General features: G+C 55.0%; 21 protein-coding genes. 14 read left to right on the top strand and 7 right to left on the bottom strand.

The window, feature by feature from the left end; all coding sequences use genetic code 11:
* Positions 1 to 24: 24 nt before the first annotated feature.
* The 6 genes from LEP6406_RS0215970 (at position 25) to LEP6406_RS0215945 (ending at position 3,960) form a co-directional block, all read left to right on the top strand.
* Positions 25 to 1,059 carry a PDDEXK nuclease domain-containing protein gene (locus LEP6406_RS0215970; RefSeq protein WP_008317595.1) on the top strand — a complete coding sequence of 345 codons (1,035 nt, stop codon included), beginning with the start codon at positions 25 to 27 and terminating at the stop codon, positions 1,057 to 1,059.
* Between the two features lie 35 nt (positions 1,060 to 1,094).
* Positions 1,095 to 2,405: a restriction endonuclease subunit S gene (locus LEP6406_RS30435; protein ID WP_008317593.1), complete on the top strand. Its 1,311-nt coding sequence runs from the start codon at positions 1,095 to 1,097 to the stop codon at positions 2,403 to 2,405.
* 16 nt (positions 2,406 to 2,421) lie between these two features.
* Positions 2,422 to 2,775: a four helix bundle protein gene (locus LEP6406_RS0215960; RefSeq protein ID WP_008317592.1), complete on the top strand. Its 354-nt coding sequence runs from the start codon at positions 2,422 to 2,424 to the stop codon at positions 2,773 to 2,775.
* A gap of 74 nt (positions 2,776 to 2,849) precedes the next feature.
* Positions 2,850 to 3,434 carry an ATPase gene (locus tag LEP6406_RS0215955; RefSeq protein WP_008317591.1) on the top strand — a complete coding sequence of 195 codons (585 nt, stop codon included), beginning with the start codon at positions 2,850 to 2,852 and terminating at the stop codon, positions 3,432 to 3,434.
* Positions 3,431 to 3,697, top strand: a complete 267-nt coding sequence (locus tag LEP6406_RS0215950) for a hypothetical protein (protein WP_008317590.1) — start codon at positions 3,431 to 3,433, stop codon at positions 3,695 to 3,697. Before LEP6406_RS0215955 ends, LEP6406_RS0215950 begins: the two co-directional genes overlap by 4 nt.
* Before the next feature lie 65 nt (positions 3,698 to 3,762).
* Positions 3,763 to 3,960 (top strand): hypothetical protein, encoded by a 198-nt coding sequence (locus tag LEP6406_RS0215945; protein WP_027269184.1) that lies wholly within the window; start codon positions 3,763 to 3,765, stop codon positions 3,958 to 3,960.
* A 110-nt stretch (positions 3,961 to 4,070) separates the two neighbouring features.
* Here LEP6406_RS0215945 and LEP6406_RS0215940 read toward each other — a convergent pair whose 3' ends face one another.
* A complete protein-coding gene (locus LEP6406_RS0215940; protein WP_008317587.1) occupies positions 4,071 to 4,322 on the bottom strand; it encodes an AbrB/MazE/SpoVT family DNA-binding domain-containing protein in 252 nt (83 codons plus the stop codon).
* A gap of 277 nt (positions 4,323 to 4,599) precedes the next feature.
* On the opposite strand from LEP6406_RS0215940, the gene LEP6406_RS0215935 reads away from it, so the two are divergent.
* The 6 genes from LEP6406_RS0215935 (at position 4,600) to LEP6406_RS0215905 (ending at position 11,434) form a co-directional block, all read left to right on the top strand.
* Positions 4,600 to 4,836, top strand: coding sequence for a hypothetical protein (locus LEP6406_RS0215935; protein ID WP_193364928.1), 237 nt, complete (start codon positions 4,600 to 4,602; stop codon positions 4,834 to 4,836).
* A 91-nt stretch (positions 4,837 to 4,927) separates the two neighbouring features.
* A complete protein-coding gene (locus LEP6406_RS0215930; RefSeq protein ID WP_008318207.1) occupies positions 4,928 to 5,191 on the top strand; it encodes a hypothetical protein in 264 nt (87 codons plus the stop codon).
* Between the two features lie 112 nt (positions 5,192 to 5,303).
* Positions 5,304 to 6,518, top strand: a complete 1,215-nt coding sequence (locus tag LEP6406_RS28425) for a PDDEXK-like family protein (protein ID WP_162160889.1) — start codon at positions 5,304 to 5,306, stop codon at positions 6,516 to 6,518.
* A 166-nt stretch (positions 6,519 to 6,684) separates the two neighbouring features.
* Positions 6,685 to 7,386 (top strand): DUF433 domain-containing protein, encoded by a 702-nt coding sequence (locus LEP6406_RS0215915; RefSeq protein WP_008318203.1) that lies wholly within the window; start codon positions 6,685 to 6,687, stop codon positions 7,384 to 7,386.
* A gap of 126 nt (positions 7,387 to 7,512) precedes the next feature.
* A complete protein-coding gene (locus LEP6406_RS0215910; RefSeq protein WP_008318200.1) occupies positions 7,513 to 10,668 on the top strand; it encodes a type I restriction endonuclease subunit R in 3,156 nt (1,051 codons plus the stop codon).
* Positions 10,655 to 11,434 (top strand): M48 family metallopeptidase, encoded by a 780-nt coding sequence (locus tag LEP6406_RS0215905; protein ID WP_008318198.1) that lies wholly within the window; start codon positions 10,655 to 10,657, stop codon positions 11,432 to 11,434. The genes LEP6406_RS0215910 and LEP6406_RS0215905 overlap by 14 nt, the downstream gene beginning before the upstream one ends.
* Here LEP6406_RS0215905 and LEP6406_RS32950 read toward each other — a convergent pair.
* Both LEP6406_RS32950 and LEP6406_RS0215895 read right to left on the bottom strand, forming a co-directional pair.
* Positions 11,431 to 11,607: a hypothetical protein gene (locus tag LEP6406_RS32950; RefSeq protein ID WP_202807533.1), complete on the bottom strand. Its 177-nt coding sequence runs from the start codon at positions 11,605 to 11,607 to the stop codon at positions 11,431 to 11,433. The two genes, LEP6406_RS0215905 and LEP6406_RS32950, sit on opposite strands and share 4 nt — an antisense overlap.
* A gap of 2 nt (positions 11,608 to 11,609) precedes the next feature.
* Positions 11,610 to 12,557 (bottom strand): alpha-E domain-containing protein, encoded by a 948-nt coding sequence (locus LEP6406_RS0215895; RefSeq protein ID WP_008318195.1) that lies wholly within the window; start codon positions 12,555 to 12,557, stop codon positions 11,610 to 11,612.
* A gap of 119 nt (positions 12,558 to 12,676) precedes the next feature.
* On the opposite strand from LEP6406_RS0215895, the gene LEP6406_RS32945 reads away from it, so the two are divergent.
* Positions 12,677 to 12,829 (top strand): hypothetical protein, encoded by a 153-nt coding sequence (locus LEP6406_RS32945; RefSeq protein WP_155834702.1) that lies wholly within the window; start codon positions 12,677 to 12,679, stop codon positions 12,827 to 12,829.
* Here the strand turns inward: LEP6406_RS32945 and LEP6406_RS0215890 are convergent.
* From LEP6406_RS0215890 to LEP6406_RS0215875, 4 genes are all read right to left on the bottom strand, one after another.
* Complete coding sequence (locus LEP6406_RS0215890; RefSeq protein WP_008318191.1) at positions 12,826 to 14,259, bottom strand: circularly permuted type 2 ATP-grasp protein; 1,434 nt, start codon at positions 14,257 to 14,259, stop codon at positions 12,826 to 12,828. The genes LEP6406_RS32945 and LEP6406_RS0215890 overlap by 4 nt on opposite strands.
* Before the next feature lie 130 nt (positions 14,260 to 14,389).
* Complete coding sequence (locus tag LEP6406_RS0215885) at positions 14,390 to 15,055, bottom strand: hypothetical protein (RefSeq protein WP_008318189.1); 666 nt, start codon at positions 15,053 to 15,055, stop codon at positions 14,390 to 14,392.
* A 496-nt stretch (positions 15,056 to 15,551) separates the two neighbouring features.
* On the bottom strand, positions 15,552 to 16,976 hold the full coding sequence (gene gndA, locus LEP6406_RS0215880; RefSeq protein ID WP_008318187.1) for an NADP-dependent phosphogluconate dehydrogenase: 1,425 nt from the start codon (positions 16,974 to 16,976) through the stop codon (positions 15,552 to 15,554).
* A 242-nt stretch (positions 16,977 to 17,218) separates the two neighbouring features.
* Positions 17,219 to 17,935: a tetratricopeptide repeat protein gene (locus tag LEP6406_RS0215875; RefSeq protein ID WP_225886697.1), complete on the bottom strand. Its 717-nt coding sequence runs from the start codon at positions 17,933 to 17,935 to the stop codon at positions 17,219 to 17,221.
* Positions 17,936 to 18,440: 505 nt separating this feature from the next.
* Between LEP6406_RS0215875 and LEP6406_RS0215870 the strand changes: the two genes are divergently transcribed.
* Complete coding sequence (locus tag LEP6406_RS0215870) at positions 18,441 to 19,046, top strand: peroxiredoxin (RefSeq protein WP_008318183.1); 606 nt, start codon at positions 18,441 to 18,443, stop codon at positions 19,044 to 19,046.
* The last annotated feature ends 213 nt before the right edge of the window (positions 19,047 to 19,259 follow it).

The following is a 19,259-nucleotide window of genomic DNA, read 5'->3' as shown; positions in this document are numbered from 1 at the left end:
GAGGGAAGGGAAACAGGGCAATTTATGGGAACCATTCAACCAGCTTCAGACAGAGCCTATCAGGACTTTTTGCAGGCGATCAAAAGCCAGGTGGTGCAAAGCCGGATTGGGGCTGCACGGGCGGTTAATCGGTCTTTGATTGGGCTGTATTGGTCGTTGGGACAACTGATTGTAGAGCGACAGGCGGCGTTGGGCTGGGGCAAGGCAGTGGTGGAACGGCTGTCGGCTGGCCTGAAAGCTGAGTTTCCTGAAATGAGGGGTTTTTCTCCCCAGAATCTGTGGCTGATTCGCCAGTTCTACACGGAGTATCAGCAAATGCCAAATCTCCAACAGCTTGTTGGAGAAATTCCTTGGGGGCACAACATTCTGATTATGCAGCGGATTAAGGATGAGACGGCCCGACGCTATTACCTGGAGGCCACGGCTCGTCTGGGCTGGACGCGCAATGTTCTGCTGAATCAAATCAAGGCAGGAGCCTACGAGGTGAGCCTGCAAGACAAGAGCCACAATTTTGCGGCGGTGCTGCCAGAATACCTGGCTGAGCAGGCGGAGGAAACGCTTAAGAGCCAATATAGCCTGGAGTTTTTGGGGTTAACCCAGGCTATCCACGAGCGGGATCTGGAGCGCAGCCTGATTGCCCGCCTGAAGGATTTTATGATTGAGCTGGGCTATGGGTTTTGCTTTATTGGCAGCCAGTATCGGCTGACTCTGGGGGAAAACGAGTATTTTCTCGATTTGCTGTTTTATCATCGCTTTTTGAAGTGTTTGGTGGCGATCGAGCTAAAAACTGGACGCTTTCGTCCGGAGTATGCGGGCAAGATGGATTTTTATCTGGAGGTGCTGAATGATCAGGAACGCGCCCCGGATGATAACCCTGCGATCGGCATTATTCTCTGTGCCGAGAAGGATCGGCTGGAGGTGGAGTTTAGCCTAAAGTCGAAGGCAAACCCGATTGGAGTGGCGACGTATCAGCTATACCCACAGGTGCCGGAGGAGTATGAGGGCATGTTGCCAACGGATGAGGATTGGCAACGACTTTTAGATGCAATTGATAGTTGACAATTGATAATTAACAATTAGGGGGAGATGTGGACGTGTCGAATTATCAATTATCAACTATTAATTATCAATTACCCAAGGGCTATAAGCAGACTGAGGTTGGGGTGATTCCTGAGGATTGGGATGTTGTAGAGTTAGCTCGCTTGATTACTTCTGGTCCAAAGAATGGTTATTCAGGTCAAGTAGGAGAAGACGCGAAAGGGACTCCAACCTTACGACTCACAGCCACTTCGTCTGGCTACTTAATTATCAATAATGAGACTGTAAAACATTTAGATGAAACCATACATCAAGGATCAGAACTATTCTTACAGCCAGGTGACGTTCTGATTCAGAGATCTAATACCTATGAGCTTGTTGGAACGACTGCTGTTTTCAATGGGCCACCTAGTATATACGTCTATCCAGACCTGATGATGCGGTTGCGATTCAGCAATAGATTGACTGCCCACTGGTTCTGGAAGTATGCAAATAGCGCAAATGGTAGACGCTTTTTCCTAAGCGCTGCCGCAGGTTCTACGGGGAGCATGCCGAAAATCAGCGGCGCTAAGTTGCGGCAAATGTTGGTTCCTATGCCATCTACTGAAGAACAACGCGCGATCGCAACTACCCTATCCGACGTAGATGCCCTGATTGCCGCGCTAGACAAGCTCATCGCCAAGCAACGCCACCTCAAAACCGCCACCATGCAGCAACTCCTCACCGGCAAGAAACGCCTGCCGGGGTTTGGTGAAAAATGGCTTCGTGTTGAGCTTAGTGAGCTGGGAAGCTTCTCAAAAGGAGCAGGAATCAGAAAAGATGAAGTCTTAGATTATGGATTACCCTGCATCAGGTACGGAGAAATTTATACTAGACATCATGATTTTATTCGAGAAATATATTCGTTCATATCGCCAGAAGTTGCTAGTCAATGTCAGTCTTTAAAGAAGGGCGATCTCTTATTCACTGGTTCAGGTGAAACGTCTGAAGAAATAGGTAAATGTGTGGCCTTTCTCGATGAAAAGATGACTTATGCAGGGGGTGATATAGTTATATTTTCCCCTCAAAATCAAGATTCATTGTTTTTGGGATATCTCATGAATCACGAGTCGATTGTTAGGCAGAAGGCAAGAATGGGCCAAGGAGATGCTGTTGTTCATATTCAGGCAAAGAATTTAGCAAGATTACAACTATGCTTGCCGCCGCTTGAAGAACAACGTGCGATCGCAACTGTCCTCTCCGACATGGATGCTGCGATCTCTGCCCTAGAAACCCGCCGCACCAAAACCCAAGCCATCAAACAAGGCATGATGCAACAGTTGTTAACGGGGAAAGTGAGATTGTTGGATGAGGGAATTGATAATTAATAATTGACAATTGATAATGGTGCGGAAAAATATTGCAAAGGAAAAATCATTTGCGTTTGCGTTGCGGATTGTGAAACTGTCACAGCATCTCAATCAAGAGAAACGTGAATACGTGCTAACCAAACAGCTTTTACGCAGCGGCACCGCGATTGGGGCTTTAGTTCGAGAGTCAGAACATGCTGAGAGTCGAGCTGACTTTGTTCACAAACTAGCGATCGCCCTCAAAGAAGCCAACGAAACCCAATACTGGCTAGAATTGCTGCATCAGGCCGATTATATTGATATTAAAGGCTTCGAGTCTATCAACCAGGACTGTATCGAACTCCTCAAGCTCCTCACAGCGATCGTCAAATCCACCAAAGCAAGCTAACAATTGATAATTATTAATTGTCAATTGTCAATTGTCAATTGTTAATTGAATCCCTACTCTAGAATCCTGCCAGTATGTTCATTGCTCCCCCCACCTGCTGGATTATCGCTGGCCCCAACGGCGCAGGCAAAACCACCTTTGCCCTGTCCTATTTGCCCACTGCCGCCAACTGCCGTAACTTCGTCAACGCTGACCTGATCGCCGCTGGCCTGTCGCCCCTAGCCCCAGAAGCCGAACTACTGGCCGCCAGCCGCATCTTTCTTCGAGAAATCGAAAACCGCATCCAGGCCCGACAAGACTTTGCCTTTGAAACCACCCTGGCGGGTCGCAGCTATCTCAGGCTCATCCGACGATTACGATCAGAAGGGTGGCGAGTAGAACTCATTTACCTGGCCCTGCCGAGTGTAGAACTGTCTAGACTGCGAGTTGCCGAGCGAGTTGCCCACGGTGGTCACAACATCCCCCTAGAAGACATCGAACGCCGCTTTCCCCGCAGCCTGCGAAACCTGCTCCATGAGTTCAGCCATGCCGTTGACCGTACCCAATGCTTTATGAACAACGGCGACACTCCCCAGCCCGTCTTCATCCAGCAAGGGGAAACCCGCGAAATCCTTAATCCTGAACTATTCCAGCAGCTAACCCAGGAGGCAGAACAATGACCCGCATTCCCCCCGACACTCAAAAAATCTTAGAGACCCTAAGACAAGTTGCCGCCGATACCCTAGAGCGCAAACGCCGCCTGGGCCACTATGCCGTTATCTGGCGCGATGGCAAACCTCTAATCATTGGCGACGATGCCCCAGCCGACTATACCCAAGAGCGTCGAGCATGGGTTGATGAAACTTCCTTAGAAGATATATTTGGGGCTATGGAACAGCAGCAAGATGACGACACCACCCAATACGATGAGGTGATTAAGTGATGTAGCAGCTCCTCACCGGGCGGGTGCGCCTTACCAAGCCCATGACTAACGACAAGGCACCGGTCATGTTAGACACAGACATCTTGAATCAACTGAACGGGGCCTCAATCGAAGAACGCATTGCCGTCATTGAGATGATTCTGAAGTCCCTCAAGCAGGATCTTCGTGCTAGCAACGCCCAATCTAGCGCTGAACAGCGTCCTCTTCGCGGCACAGTATGCTCCTACGAAGATCCCTACGAGCCCGTCGCTGCCGAAGACTGAGAAGCATCAGCATGATTGTCCTGGATACCCACTTGCTCTCTACTCTGGGTCGGGTTCAAGTTGACGCGAATCACCTCACCTCGGCGAAGCTGCATTCATGCTCTCCTTCGCTATAGCAATTCTTGTCCCTGTGGCCCGCTGTTCATAAAATGATCCACATCAGTGGAATAGCGAAAATCGGCAGGAATACTCGCCAACAGCTGATCGAGGGATGTTGCCACCGCTTTCTTACGGATCACCAACGCCCCATCCACCTCTAGCATTTCGACCGTAGAGTTTTCATCCCACCCAAAGCTCTCCACCAGCCGATGGGGAATTCGCAGACCAAGGCTATTGCCCCACTTTTTAAGCTGAATATCCATGTTGCCAAGAAATTATACTTTGTATAACATCCTAGCCAGTCTTAAGTATCAGAGCTTGGCCAGCACCAATGGACACCCCTTAAGATTGAGCTAGTACCGCAGGGCGTAAATCAGTCCACTATTGTCGCGTCAGCCCAACATTTTCCGGTCCCCTCTCCCCTTGGGAGAGGGCTAGGGTGAGGGGCCGAGTGTGCCACGATAGAACGGCCAGGGTATTTCCGCCGCAGAGTACTAGGTTCACCGAAATAGTGCGATCGCACCAATGCCTCCCACCGCCATGACCAGGGCATACGAAGAAATTATTGAATTCATTGCAGCAGGCACCACCCCCCAAAGCCTGATTAACTTCCAGCCCTCTGAGGTGGCAAAAGAGCAGGTCGCCGATTTGATCTTTCGTGAAAAAACAGCAGCCCTCACCGCCGAAGAAAAAGCCGAGCTAGATCAGTACCTGATGCTAGAACACCTGCTGCGGCTAGCCAAAGCCCGCGCCTATCAATACATTGCGGCATCCTAGGGATTGGGGATGGAACCGCTAGACTTTTGGGGTTTAACGACAGCGATCGCCTCACCGGACGAGTGCGCCTTACAATTGCCTCAGCCAGCCAATGACTAACGACGAGGCACAGGTCATGCTAGACGTAGATATCTTGAATCAACTGCATGGCGCTTCAATTGAAGAACGCATTGCTGTCATTGAGCTGCTGCTCCAGTCCTTAAAAGACGAACTCATCCAAAATCGTGAGTCTCACGCTGAACCTGCCAACCGCCCCCACCGCCCAGCCTTTGGTTTCATGAAGGGCACAGGTGTCATTCATGGCGACATCATTTCCCCGGCAGTGCCCGAAAGCGATTGGGAAGTTCTTCAGTGAAGCTACTCCTCGATACCCACATCTGGCTCTGGTATGCCTTAGAAGACCAACGGCTTTCCAGCAATCTTCAAACGCTCATCGCTCAAGCCGATACCGATAGCTGATGATGAATATGCCCGCCCCTGATCCCCAAAAGCTGCTAGAGCAGCTCGTCGTCAATAACGCCGACCTCGAACGCCTAGAAAGCCTGCTCAACCAGTTCAACATCTTTGAAGCCGTGGGCATGGTGCGGCAGGAGATCCGCCACTCCCGCTTCCTCTCCTTCCTGCTCAACCCCAACGCTCCCCATCACCTCCGCGATATCTTTCTCAAAGCCTTCCTCAAACAGCTCTTGCTAGGAGCCAACAACGCCACCGTCAGCCCCATCGACATTGACATTGCCGATCTCACCGATACCGAAGTCCGCCGCGAGTGGAAAAATATCGACATCCTGCTGGTTTCCCCCGGTAGCCAAATCGTCTGTGCCATTGAGAACAAGGTCGATTCTGGTGAGCACTCTAACCAGCTCCAGCGCTACCGCCAAATCGTTCAGCAGGAATTCCCCAACTACCGCCAAATCTTCGTCTTCCTCACGCCCCAAGGCATCTTTCCCGATGGCGAAGCAGACCAAGAGCACTGGTGCGTTTACAGCTATCGCAAAGTCGCAGACTTGATTGGGGAGGTGTGCGATCGTCACCGCGCCACCCTCCAGCCCGAAGTCTGCACCCTCATGCAGCACTACAGCACCCTCATCAACCGACACCTCATGGAAGACTCCGAAATCGCCAAGCTCTGCCGCGATATCTACCTAAAGCATCAGGCAGCGATCGACCTCATCTACGAGCATCGTCCGGCCCTAGATATCGAAGCCTATAAGCTGGTCAAAAAGTTGGTGAACGAGGCTTCACCGGATCAGATCGTTTTTGACGATAGCTGGACCGCGAGAAAGATCCTCAGCTTTTCCGTTCCCAGGTGGGATGACTTTCCTGCTTATACAAGCTGCCAAGGCTGGACGAAATCGCAACGAATTCTGCTACTTCAGTTCCATGTCGAGCCCCCCATTCTCAAGCTCATTCTCTGCCTCGGACCAGGCGATCCCAATATTCGCCAATCAATCTACCTATCCATCAAAGACCACAACATCCTCGGATTCACCACACAACAGCCGAGCCCAGAAGTGAAATGGCTGGCTCTCGTCGAAAGAATCATCTCCGAAGACCTTCGCCCGGAGATGTTTATCAGTGACATTGAAGACGACGTGCGGCAGTTCTGGCAGCAGTTCCTTACCAATGAGCTACCTAGAATTGATGAGGCGATCGTGCAAGCCTTTGGGACAGCCCAGGGATAGAAAAGGGGGGCGATCGCCCCCCTAGAGACCCACTGCGCCAAAAAACAGGCCATCAACCAGGGCATGATTCAGCAGATCCTTACCGGGTGAGTGCTGTTGGTATAAGTTATTCCGATTCCCCTATCTGGTTGATAATGAGAGCCATCCCTGAACTATCCAGGCCACCATGACCGATCTCTACCAGGGTCGCGACCCGAGAGACATCTCCACCTACACCCTCCCCGATGCCGCCCGCTACCTACGCATTCCCGTGGGCACCATTCGGTCGTGGACAGTTGGCCGCTCATACCCCGTCAGCCAGGGCAAACGCTTCTTCGAGCCCCTGATCGCCGTTCCCCCACAAACGCCCCGCCTGCTCTCCTTCACCAACCTGATCGAGATCCACGTTCTACGCGCCATCCGCAAACACCACAAAATTCAGCTCGACAACGTCCGCACCGCCCTCGACTACCTCGAAGCCCAGCTCCAGGTCTCCCACCCCCTAGCCCACGAAGAATTTCGCACCGACGGCATTAGCCTCTTCATCGAGCGCTATGGCACCCTGATCAACGCCTCTGCCCAGGGCCAAACCCAGCTCAAAGCCGTGCTCACCCAACACCTAGAGCGCATCGAACCCGACGACACCGGCCTCGCCATCAAGCTCTACCCTTTCACCCGCTCCGACGAAGCCCACAACCCCCGCATCGTCGTCATCGACCCCCGCATCGCCTTCGGTCGCTTGGTCATCGACGGCACCGGCATCCCCACCCACATCATCGCCGAGCGGTACAAAGCTGGAGACTCACTGCAAGACCTGGTCGAAGACTACGATTGTGACTTCAGCCAGATCGAAGAAGCCATCCGGTGCGAAATTCCCCTGGCAGCATGAGTTCGGGTAATGTCTGGTTTTCGTGAGGCATTTCCCAAACGAGTGATTGGCCCAAAAACGGCTTGCTATAACTGGGGAACACTGGTTAAGCAGCCCAACCTCGGGCACCCATCAAGGAGCACAGCCGTGAGCACCGTCGGCCAACGGGAACGAGCCACCCAAAATCGAGTCGTCCAGTTGTTTCAAACCCACCTAGGCTACCGCTACCTAGGCAACTGGGAGGCCCGCCCCAACAACCGCAACATCGAGGCCGACCTACTGCGATCGTGGCTCACCCGCCAGGGCGTTAGCGAAACCCTGATCGCCAAAGCCCTGCGGGAGCTAGACCAAGCCGCCGCCCTGGGCGATAGCCAAAACCTCTACGACGCCAACAAAGCCGTCTATGGCCTGCTGCGCTACGGCATCAAAGTCAAAGCCGGAGCCGGAGAGCAAACCCAGACCGTACCGCTCATCGACTGGCAGCAGCCCGAAAATAACGACTTTGCCCTGGCCGAAGAAGTCACCCTCAAAGGCCAAAACAACCGCCGACCCGACCTTGTGCTCTACGTCAACGGCATTGCCCTGGGCATTCTTGAACTGAAAAAGGGCAGCGTCGATGTCGCCAAAGGCATTCGCCAAAACCTCGACAACCAGCGCAAAGAGTTTAACCGCGCCTTCTTCACCACCCAGCAGCTCGTCATGGCCGGGAACGACACCCAGGGCCTGCGCTACGGCACCATCGAAACCGCCGAGAAGTATTACCTCACCTGGAAAGAAGAAAACCCCCGCTACACCCCCAAAACCGACCCCAAAAGCCACAAATACCTACCCACCATCGACCCCGCGATTAGCGACAATGCCCTCGACACCGCCCTGGTGCGCCTCTGTGCCAAAGGTCGCCTGCTCGAACTGATCCATGACTTCACCGTCTTTGATGCAGGCATCAAAAAGACCTGCCGCCACAACCAATACTTCGGTATCAAAGCCGCCCAGCAGCGGGTGCCGCAGCGCGAAGGGGGAATTATCTGGCACACCCAGGGCTCAGGCAAAAGCTTGACCATGGTGTGGCTGGCCAAGTGGCTGCGCGAAAACGCCACCGATGCCCGCGTGTTGATCATCACCGATCGCACCGAACTAGACGAACAAATTGAAGGCGTCTTCCACGGCGTAGACGAAGCCATCTACCGCACCACCAGCGGCACCGACCTGATCGCCAAACTCAACAGCCCTACTCCCTGGCTGCTGTGCTCCCTCGTCCACAAATTCGGCAACCGCGACGAGGCCGACTCCAGCCAGAGCACAGACGAATTCATTCAAGACCTACAGCGCAACCTGCCCAGCAACTTTAGCCCCAAGGGCAACCTGTTTGTCTTTGTAGACGAGTGCCACCGCACCCAGTCAGGCAAGCTCCACACCGCCATGACCACCCTGCTGCCGGGGGCCATGTTCATCGGCTTTACTGGTACGCCGTTGCTCAAAGCCGACCAACAGACCAGCCTAGAGGTGTTCGGCACCTACATCCACACCTACAAATTTGATGAAGCCGTCAGCGACGGGGTGGTGCTCGACCTGCGCTACGAGGCTCGCGACATTGACCAGCACCTCACCTCCCAGCAGAAAGTCGATCAGTGGTTTGAGGCCAAAACCCGCAGCCTTTCAGAACTGGCCAAGTCACAACTGAAAAAGCGCTGGGGCACAATGCGCAACGTGCTCTCTAGCCAGTCGCGCCTGGAGATGATCGCTAACGACATCTTGATGGATATGGAGACCAAGCCCCGGCTGATGGACGGGCGCGGTAACGCCATCCTGGTGTGCGCCAGCATTTACCAAGCCTGCAAAATCTACGAGATCTTCAGCCATACTGACCTGGCGGGGAAATGTGCGATCGTCACCAGCTACAAACCCGGCCCCGCCGACATCAAAGGCGAAGAAACCGGCGAAGGCGAAACCGAGAAGCTGAACCAGTACGCCATCTACCGCCGCATGTTAGCGGAGTACTTTAATGAACCCGAAGACCGGGCCATGCACCGGGTGGCAGAGTTTGAACAGCAGGTGAAGGATCGCTTCAAAAAAGAACCGGGCCAGATGCGCCTGCTGATTGTGGTGGATAAGCTGCTCACCGGCTTCGATGCCCCCAGCGCCACCTACCTCTACATCGACAAAAATATGCAGGATCACGGCCTGTTTCAGGCCATTTGCCGGGTCAATCGCCTCGACGGCGACGACAAAGAATACGGCTACATCGTGGACTACAAAGACCTGTTTAAGTCCCTAGAGGGGGCGATCACCGACTACACCAGCGGCGCGTTCGAGAACTATGACGCCGAGGATGTCGCTGGACTGCTGTGCGATCGCATTGAAAAAGGCCGCGATCGCCTCGAAGACCTGCGCGAACAGGTCAAAGCCCTCTGCGAGCCCGTGCGCCTGCCCCGCGAAAGGCTCGACTACCTGCACTACTTCTGCGCCGAAGACACCGCCGACAAAACCGCCCTAGCCGCCAACGAACCCAAGCGCGTCGCCCTCTACCAGGTAGTCGCGGCCCTGGTACGCGCCTATGCCAACCTGGCCAACGAAATGGCCGCAGCAGGCTACTCGCCCCAGGAAATCGCCACCATCCAGGCCGAGGTCAAGCATTATGAAACGATGGGCCACGAGGTCAAAATTGCCAGCGGCGACTACATCGACATGAAGCAGTACGAGCCCGCCATGCGCCGCCTGCTCGACAGCTACATTCGCGCCGACCCCAGCGAGACCATCTCCGACCTCGACGAGATGGGCTTGATCGATCTGATCGTCCAGCGAGGCACTACCGCTGCCTGTGAGCAACTGCCCAAGGGCATCCGCGACAACCAAGATGCCGTAGCCGAAACCATCGAGAACAACTTGCGGCGGGTGATCACCGAGGAAAGCCCGGTCAACCCCAAATACTACGATCGCATGTCCGAGCTGCTGGACGCTCTGATCCAGCAACGACGACAACAGGCCATCAGCTACCAGGAGTACCTAGAGCAGGTGAAACAGCTTGCAGGCCAAGTCAAGCCCGCTGCTGACGCTGACCTAGACAGCTATCCCACATCCCTGGATACCCCAGCCAAGCGATCGCTCTACGACAACTTGGGCCAAAATGAAGCCTTAGCTCTGCGCATCGACACAGCGGTACGCTACACCAAGAAAGCTGACTGGATTGGCAACAAATTCAAAGAACGAGAAGTGGCCCGCGCCGTGCGCGAAGAATCCGCAGGCTACAATGTCAACCTCGACCAGGTGATGGAATTGCTAAAGAACCAACGTGAGTACCAATAGTCTCACCTTAGATCCAGCCCCCAATTCAGCTCCTAATCCAGCCGCCGGGACGACCGCCATCGTGATTCGCGACATTCCCGTGCAGGTCATGCGCAAGCCGATCAAAAATCTGCACCTGGGCGTCTACCCCCCCGATGGCCAAGTGCGAGTCTCGGCTCCCGAACACCTCACCGACGACAACATTCGCCTCGCCGTAATTTCCCGTCTCAGTTGGATTCGCAAGCAGCAGGCGGCGTTTCAGGCTCAGCCCCGCCAGTCAGCGCGAGAAATGGTCAGCGGCGAGAGCCACTACCTGTTTGGCCAGCGCTATCGCCTGGAGGTGATCGAACGGCGCGGTCGCCACGAGGTGGTTGTGAAAAACAACAGTACCCTCCAACTGTTTGTGAATCCTGGCACCACCCCCGCAAACCGAACTAGGGTTTTAATCGAGTGGTATCGCCAGCAGCTCAAAGCTCGTATCCCCCCCTTGCTAGTGTTCTGGCAGCCGATCATTGGCCAACAGGTTAGCGCCTGGGGCGTCAAGAAAATGAAAACTAAGTGGGGCAGTTGTAACAGTCAGCAGCGCCGCATCTGGCTCAACCTAGAGCTAGCCAAAAAGCCCCCCGAGTGCCTGGAATACGTGATGGTTCACGAACTCGTGCACCTGCTCGAACGTCATCACAATGACCGCTTCAAAGCCCTGATGGATGAGTTTTTGCCCCCCTGGCGCATCCGGCGCGACCTACTCGCGTACGCTCCGTTAGGACATGAGACCTGGGAGCATTAATACCCCAGAGCCGCGATCGCTGCCTTCTTCTGCTCGGGGCTCACCTCCAGATACCGTTGCAAACTAGCCAAGCTCCGGTGGCCGCTAATCTCCTGAATCACCCGCAGGGGCACCCCAGCATTCCGAATACGCTTCCAGGATTTCAGCGATCTGGCAATGATGAATTGCCCCACGCCTAGGCCGATTGGAGGGAAAAGAAATCCTCAAAAATACAGCCCCCCACTCCGTTTAGGCGGCTCTGAAGACCATCTAGGAATTCATGGAGGCCGTCCTGGAAGATTTCCTCAATGGTGACGTACTCCAACTCCGATCGCAGGCGTCCGAGGGCGCGATCGCTGGGGGTGCTCCAGGTTCCCGCTGCTGTCCCGGAAATGCTATGGAGCGATCGCTCCGCCTCCAGTAAACAAAAGTGGATAGACCGGGGAAATTCCCGGTTTAAGAGTAAGAACTCCGTCACCCCCGTTGGGGTAATGCGGTACTGATTTTTGCGATACATCTCATAGGCGCTGGCGGACTTGAGCAGAGCAATCCACTGGAGATCATCCAGTGGTGTCCCCACCGCCTTGGCCGAGGGCAGCAGAATGTAGTATTTGACATCCAAGATTCGCGCTGTCTTGTCCGCCCGCTCCAACAGCCGCCCCAGTTGCCCAAAGTGCCAGCCTTCGTTGTGGGCCATCGTGGCATCCATTACCCCGGCAAATAGGTGACTGGCCATTTTCACCTGGGGATAAAATTCGTGGATATTAGACAGTGACCCCGCCTTGGCTGCCTCCATGACCTTGAGGTAAAAGTCGTTGACCTGCTCCCACATCTCTGAAGAAATAATCTCCCGCACCGAGCGAGCACTTTCCCGCGCCCGCTGAAGACAGGACAGGATGGAATTGGGATATTCGCGATCAAAGGTAAAGAATTGGAGCACGTTCTCCGCGCTCGCCTCGCCATAGCGCTCCCGAAATACCTCTAAATCCCCCGTTGTGACCACTAGGGGTTCCCACTGCTGGGTCACCCCTGGGGGACAATCCAGCAGCAAATTCAGATTCACATCCACAAAGCGGGCCACATTTTCTGCCCGCTCTACATAGCGGTTAATCCAGTAGATGGAATCGGCAACACGACTGAGCATGGTGATTAATTCAAATACGCGAACAGAACAGAACAGGGATTGCCCCTACGGAACACAGGGGAGGCAGAGCCTCCGGCAGAGGTACCCAGGCAGAGCCAGGGCACCAGAACACAAATTCCATGGGCGACATCCTGCATTGGGCGCGGTTTCCGCGCCCCTACCCCCATCACCCCTACCCCCATCACCCCAATACCCCATCACCCCAATACCCCATCACCCCAATACCCCATCACCCCAATACCCCATCACCCCAATACCCCATCACCCCCTAACCTTTAACAACCCAAGTGTCTTTACTCCCTCCCCCTTGGGAAGAGTTGACCACGAGAGACCCTTTGCGGAGGGCGACACGGGTGAGGCCACCGGGATTGACGTGGATTTTTTTGCCAAAGAGGATGTAGGGCCGCAGATCGACGTGGCAACCTTCAAAGGTGTCGCCGATGAGGGTGGGGACGCGGGAGAGGCAGAGGGTGGGTTGGGCGATGTAGCCTCGGGGATTGGCTTGGATCAGTTCTGCAAATTCGGCTTGCTCCGCTGGGGTGGATTGGGGGCCGACTAACATGCCGTAGCCTCCGGAGGCGTTGGTGGCTTTCACCACCAATTGGTCCAGGTTGGCCAGGACATGGGCTTGCTGTTGGGGATCTTCGCAGAAGTAGGTGGGGACGTTGGGGATGATCTGATCTTCGTCTAAGTAGTAGCGCACCATCTCGGGCACGTAGGCATAGATGAGCTTGTCATCGGCGACGCCAGTACCCATGGCATTTGCGATCGCAACTCGACCCTGACGGTAGACCTCCATCAGACCGGGCACCCCGAGGAGGGAATCGGGGCGAAAGGCGAGGGGATCGATGAAGTCATCATCGATGCGCCGATAGACCACATCCACCCGCTGGAGACCCTTGGTGGTCCGCATCTGCAAGTAACCGTTTGACACCACCAAGTCTCGTCCCTCCACCAGTTCCGCCCCCATCTGCTGGGCTAGGAAAGAATGCTCAAAATAGGCGGAGTTGTAAATGCCAGGGGTGAGGACCACCACGCGGGGATCGCTGAGGGCAGGGGGAGCCAGGTTGAGTAGGGTTTCCAGGAGCTGGCTGGCGTAGTCATCCACGGGCTGAATATCCAGCACCGAAAAAAGCTGGGGGAAGGTACTCTTCATCACCCGCCGATTTTCCAGCACATAGGAAACGCCAGAGGGGCAGCGCAGGTTGTCCTCCAAAACGTACCAACGGCCATCGCGATCGCGCACCAGATCGGTACCCGTGATGTGGCACCAGATTCCCTCCGGTGGCTGGAGCCCCATACAGGGTTTCAGAAACCCTGGAGCCGATTCCACCACATGACGGGGAATGACATTATCCTTGAGAATCTTTTGATCGTTGTAGACATCGTGGATAAAGCAGTTCAATGCCTGAATCCGCTGCTGAAGCCCCCGCGCTAGCCATTCCCATTCCTGGGCCGCCACCACCCGAGGCACCACATCAAAGGGAAAAATGCGCTCAGTCCCTTCATCGTCGCTATAGACATTGAAGGTCACGCCCAACTTGAAGAGGGCATGTTGGGCGGCCCGTTGCCGCTGCTGCAAATCCTCTAGGGACAGTTCGTTAATGCGGTCAATTAGCAGCCTAGCCTCAGGGCGAGGTTCCTGCTGACGAACAAAGAGTTCGTCATAGAAATCACCGGGATCATAGTCATTGAACAGCACCACCAACCTCCTGACAGACGGATCACTGACCGCCTGTATTTGTCTATGCTTTATTGGAATACGGGCTCACCGTCCCACGGTTTGTAGTGAGAGCTACGGATTACCCTGAATGGAGGCGAGACGGAGCAGTCTAATCGTAATCATAGATGTCTTGGGCCTGGACCCGACGGGGGCGGGGAGCTGTAGGCAAGAATTCCTGTTGATAGTAGGGATAGCTGGGGGGTGGGATATCCGGTGCGTAGACGATTTGGCTGGGGCGCTGAGACCGACTACGGGCTTGGAAGGCCACCAGTATTACTAAAATCAGCAGCACAACGGCCCCGCCCACGAGGACCACAATCACCAACCCTGCGCCCACCCAGAGGAGGGAAGTCTGGGTTTTGTCGGTATCTTGCTGCACGCCAGCCAACTGCTGTTGTTGGGAGGTCAGGTTATTAACCGATCGCTCATAGGCATCCAGGCGAGTCGCGATCGCACGGGTTTCCAAGCGCTCCTCCTGAAGTTGGGACTCCAGATCTCGGATTAGGCCCTGTTGCTCATTGAGTTGGGTCTCTAGGGTGGTGGTTAAAGCCTGTTGCTGTTTCAGCGCTTCCAGCAACTTTTCCTGGGCCTCGGTATTCATCTCTAGTCCGGGCGGCGGCGAGGGCACTGGAATCACCGCCTCATTTAACGCAGGCGGTGAGGCTAGATCCACATTCGGAGAGGATTCGCTCACCCCAATCCGAGCCAACAACAACATTAGCGCCGCAGCGCCAGTGGTGGCACAACCTGCAATAAATGCTGAGGTGTCGCTCATACCATTGGAGTTTAAAAAGCCCTCGGACGAGGCAGGTTTACCACCCAAGATGGTGGAATGGGTTTAAGGATAGCGCCTTAGAGGATAGCGCAGCCTGCGACAATCCTGGTACATCTTAGGAGCCAACTTTAAGGTTAGAGTCAAGTTTATATGACCGCTACAAAATTATGACCAGTTCCCAGATTATGGGGTGGGGTGACTCACCCCATAATCTCCCTCACAGCCTGGAAGGTATCTCTCCTAACCCCTCTCCCAAACTTGGGCTTTCGTTCATTTTCCGGTCCCCTCTCCCCGTGGGAGAGGGCTAGGGTGAGGGGCCGAGTGTGCCACGATGGAACGGCCAGGGTATTTACGCCGCCCAGTACTAGTGGTCTGTCAACCTTACCTTTGTGAGTCTGCGTAGATTGGGTGAAACGAAGGGTCACCCAACAGCGGTGGGCCATGTTGGGTTCCGCTAGCACTGCACCCAACCTACAAAATTAGGTTTGACAGACCACTAGACATGGGCTGGAGCCTTGGTCCATTCCGTATGGAATGCACCCTCCTTGTCTACTCGGTCATAGGTGTGGGCACCGAAATAATCCCGCTGGGCCTGGGTTAGGTTCTGGGGCAAGCGATCGCGGCGATAGCTATCGAAGTAGTCCAGGGATGCGCTAAAGGCCGGGACGGGAATACCCAGTTGGGCTGCCATGGCAATCACCTCGCGCCATGCCGATTGGCGATCGAGGATGGTCTGCTTGAATTCCGGAGCCAGCAGCAGGTTAGCAAGGCTACTGTTCTCATCGTAAGCCTGTTTGATCTTGTTCAAAAAGCGGGCACGAATGATGCAGCCCCCCTTCCAGATGCGGGCAGTTTCCCCCAGATCTACCCCGTAGTTATAGGTTTGGGACGCCTTGTCGATCAGCGCCATACCCTGGGCATAGGAACAGATTTTGGAGCAGTACAGGGCGTCGCGAATCTTGTTGATGGTGGCTTTCACATCCCCCTCAAAGCGATCAGGGGGGCCGTTGAGTTCCTTGGCGGCGGCGACCCGTTCGGCCTTAATGGAGGACATGATGCGGGCGTTTACCGCAGCGGTAATGGTGGGGATCGCCACCCCCATTTCCAGGGCGCTCATGACGGTCCAGCGCCCGGTGCCCTTTTGTCCCGCCGCGTCTAGGATTAATTCCACCAAGGGCGTCCCGGTCTCTTCATCCAGATTGGTGAAGATGTCCGTGGTGATTTCAATCAAAAAGGAGTTCAGCTCGTCCGTCAGGTTCCATTCGGCAAAGACATCATGGAGCTGTTCATGCCCCAGACCTAGGACGTTCTTCATCAGGTCATAGGCTTCGGCAATGAGCTGCATGTCGCCGTACTCGATGCCGTTGTGGACCATCTTGACGTAGTGACCAGAGCCACCGGGACCAATGTAGGTGACGCAGGGACCATCATCCACTTGGGCGGCAATCTTCTGCACAATGGGGGCGATGGAATCGTAGGCGGCGCGGGTACCACCGGGCATGAGGCTGGGACCATTCAAGGCTCCTTCCTCACCGCCGCTGACCCCCATGCCGATAAATCGGAGGCCCGTGGACTCTAGTTCCTCCACCCGGCGTTCCGTATCGTTGTATAGAGAGTTGCCGCCATCGATGATCATGTCTCCTTCATCGAGGAGGGGCTTGAGCTGGTTAATCACCGCATCTACGGGGCCACCGGCTTTGACCATCACCAGGATGCGCCGGGGCCGCTCCAGAGCGGTGACAAATTCTTCGAGGGAATAGGTGGCCTGGACATTTTTGCCCTGGGCGCGTTTCGCCATGAAGAGATCAGTTTTGTCGCGGGAGCGGTTGTACACGGCGACGGGGAAACCATTGCGCTCGACGTTGAGGGCGAGGTTCTCGCCCATCACGGCGAGGCCAATTACACCAAAACTCTGTGCCATAGGTCTGTTTAGGGGGTTGAGGACGGGGAAGGATCGCTCACGCCTGGATACGCTGCGGGGGAATCGGCTAGTCCAATGGGATTGCCCAATTGGATGTTAGCTCCATTGGGGTAATTACCTTGCCCAATTCCAGCGCCCTAGGGCCACAAGCTGTGTTTAGAGTAGTCAACTTTATTTGTCTCTCCTAGACACCCTCAGGTTTTCTTTGAGATTACGGGGAAATTGTGGTGGATGGCATGCTCCTATCGGGCTTGCCACAGGGCCGTTACGGTGGTGATTTGTTCGGGACTAAACCCGGCGCGGCTGAGGTGGTCTAGGTGGGCGCGATCTCGGTAGCGCCCATCTAGGGCCAGGGCTGTACCGTAGGCGGTTTGGGCCGCAGCCCTATCACCTGCACTCCAATGGGCCAGGGCTAGCGCTACCCAGGGATGGGGGTTATAGGGTTCTAGTTCCGTGGCTTGCTGAGCATGGGCAATGGCCTGGGGCAGGTCTGGCCAGCGCTGATAGGCCAGACTCAGGTTGTAATGGGCAATTTCATTGTCTGGCTTCAGGGTCTTCGCCTGGGTGTGGGTTGCGATCGCGGCAGCCAAATCCCCTTCCACCAAGTACACGATGCCCAGAGCATTGAGGGCGGGAATATCCTCTGGCTGTTGGGTCAGAGCCCGTTGCAGGGTGGCAATGGCCTGAGGTCGCTGACCCGCTAGGTGTTGGGTCCAGCCCAGAAGCACTTGCCCAGGGATGTGATTGGGATCCAGGGCCACGGCTGTTTTCAGAGTTGCGATCGCATCCGTCATCTCCCCTCCTTGCCGGAGTTGGAGTCCTCGCTGACGATAGGCGGCGGCAGCGGCAGGATTCTGCAAGAAAGCAGGCTGCCCCAGGGTTGCCAGTTGAGGGAATTCCATCCCCTGTAGGGAGGTAGCCCCCTGGTCACAGCCCCCCACCCCCAGTAGGGTGATCACCCCCAGCAAGACACAACTATACCCACCGACATACCTACCGACATACCCACCGACCGATGGTCCCTGCCGTTGTGGGCGTCCCCCCTGAACCCGATCGGTGCACAGGGAATTCCCTTGGCCCCTAATTGACCCTAGAGCGGGGTTGTTCAAGAGTTAAGTTCCCTTGTGAATAATCGCTTGGGCTAATTTGCTCCAGATACCGAGCACCTTTCTGATGCTCAGTGCCCCCCGGACTAGCGACTGCTATCGTGAACGACAACTGCCATCTTGCCCTCCATCCTAGCGACGATTTGGCAACGATTGGAACCCCCCAATCCCTTGTTCTAGGGGCAGGGAGAGCCCGAAAAACAGGCAGAATGGCTGTGGTGATATAGTCAAAAAGACCTGTAGCGGTGGTGGACCTAAGGGCATCCAGGACTACGACTCAAGCTCCGTCATGCAGGGTGTCTTCTGGTCAGTCCATTCGGTTGCGTTGCATCAATACGGTTTTAGGAGAATGTGTATTATGACCAGTCCGGCAGAAGGCTGTTTGCGAGTGGGCCAAGCCGCTCCCGACTTCACCGCGACGGCAGTGGTCGATCAACAGTTCAAAACCCTCAAGTTATCCGATTTTCGCAGTAAATACGTCGTCCTGTTTTTCTATCCTCTGGATTTCACCTTTGTCTGTCCCACAGAAATCGCCGCCTTCAGCGATCGCTACAGTGAGTTCAAAGACCTCAATGCCGAGGTCTTAGGTATCTCAGTAGACAGTGAATTTTCCCACCTGGCTTGGATTCAGACAGAACGGACACTCGGAGGAGTTGGTGATCTGAACTATCCCCTCGTGTCTGATATCAAGAAGGAAATCAGTACCGCCTATAACGTTTTGGATCCCGATGCAGGTGTTGCCCTGCGCGGCCTTTTCATCATCGATAAGGAAGGGGTGGTTCAACATGCCACCATCAACAATCTTTCCTTCGGACGCAGTGTGGATGAGACGCTGCGGGTGTTGCAGGCGATCCAACATGTCCAGGCTTACCCCGATGAGGTGTGCCCTGTGGGCTGGCAACCAGGGGAAAAGACCATGAACCCCGACCCGGTGAAGTCCAAGGAGTTTTTTGCCTCGGTTTAGAAGCTTCCACCTCAACAGTCATCTCCGTAGGCCCACCCTGCGGGAAGAGCCAAGATCCATCTAAATAACACCCCACTACCCGCCCAATATCGGTCACCCGCTCACCGGGCAACCACAAGGGATTGCCCCTACAGAACACAGGGGATGCAGAGCCAGGGCACCAGAAACAGTTCTGAACAGTCCGCCAAATGCGAACCAAACCCGCCCCTACCG

The organism is Leptolyngbya sp. PCC 6406, assembly GCF_000332095.2.
GTDB lineage: Bacteria > Cyanobacteriota > Cyanobacteriia > Phormidesmidales > Phormidesmidaceae > PCC-6406.
The sequence above is the reverse complement of the archived record's forward strand: the minus strand, read 5'-3'. Positions and strand labels throughout refer to the sequence as shown.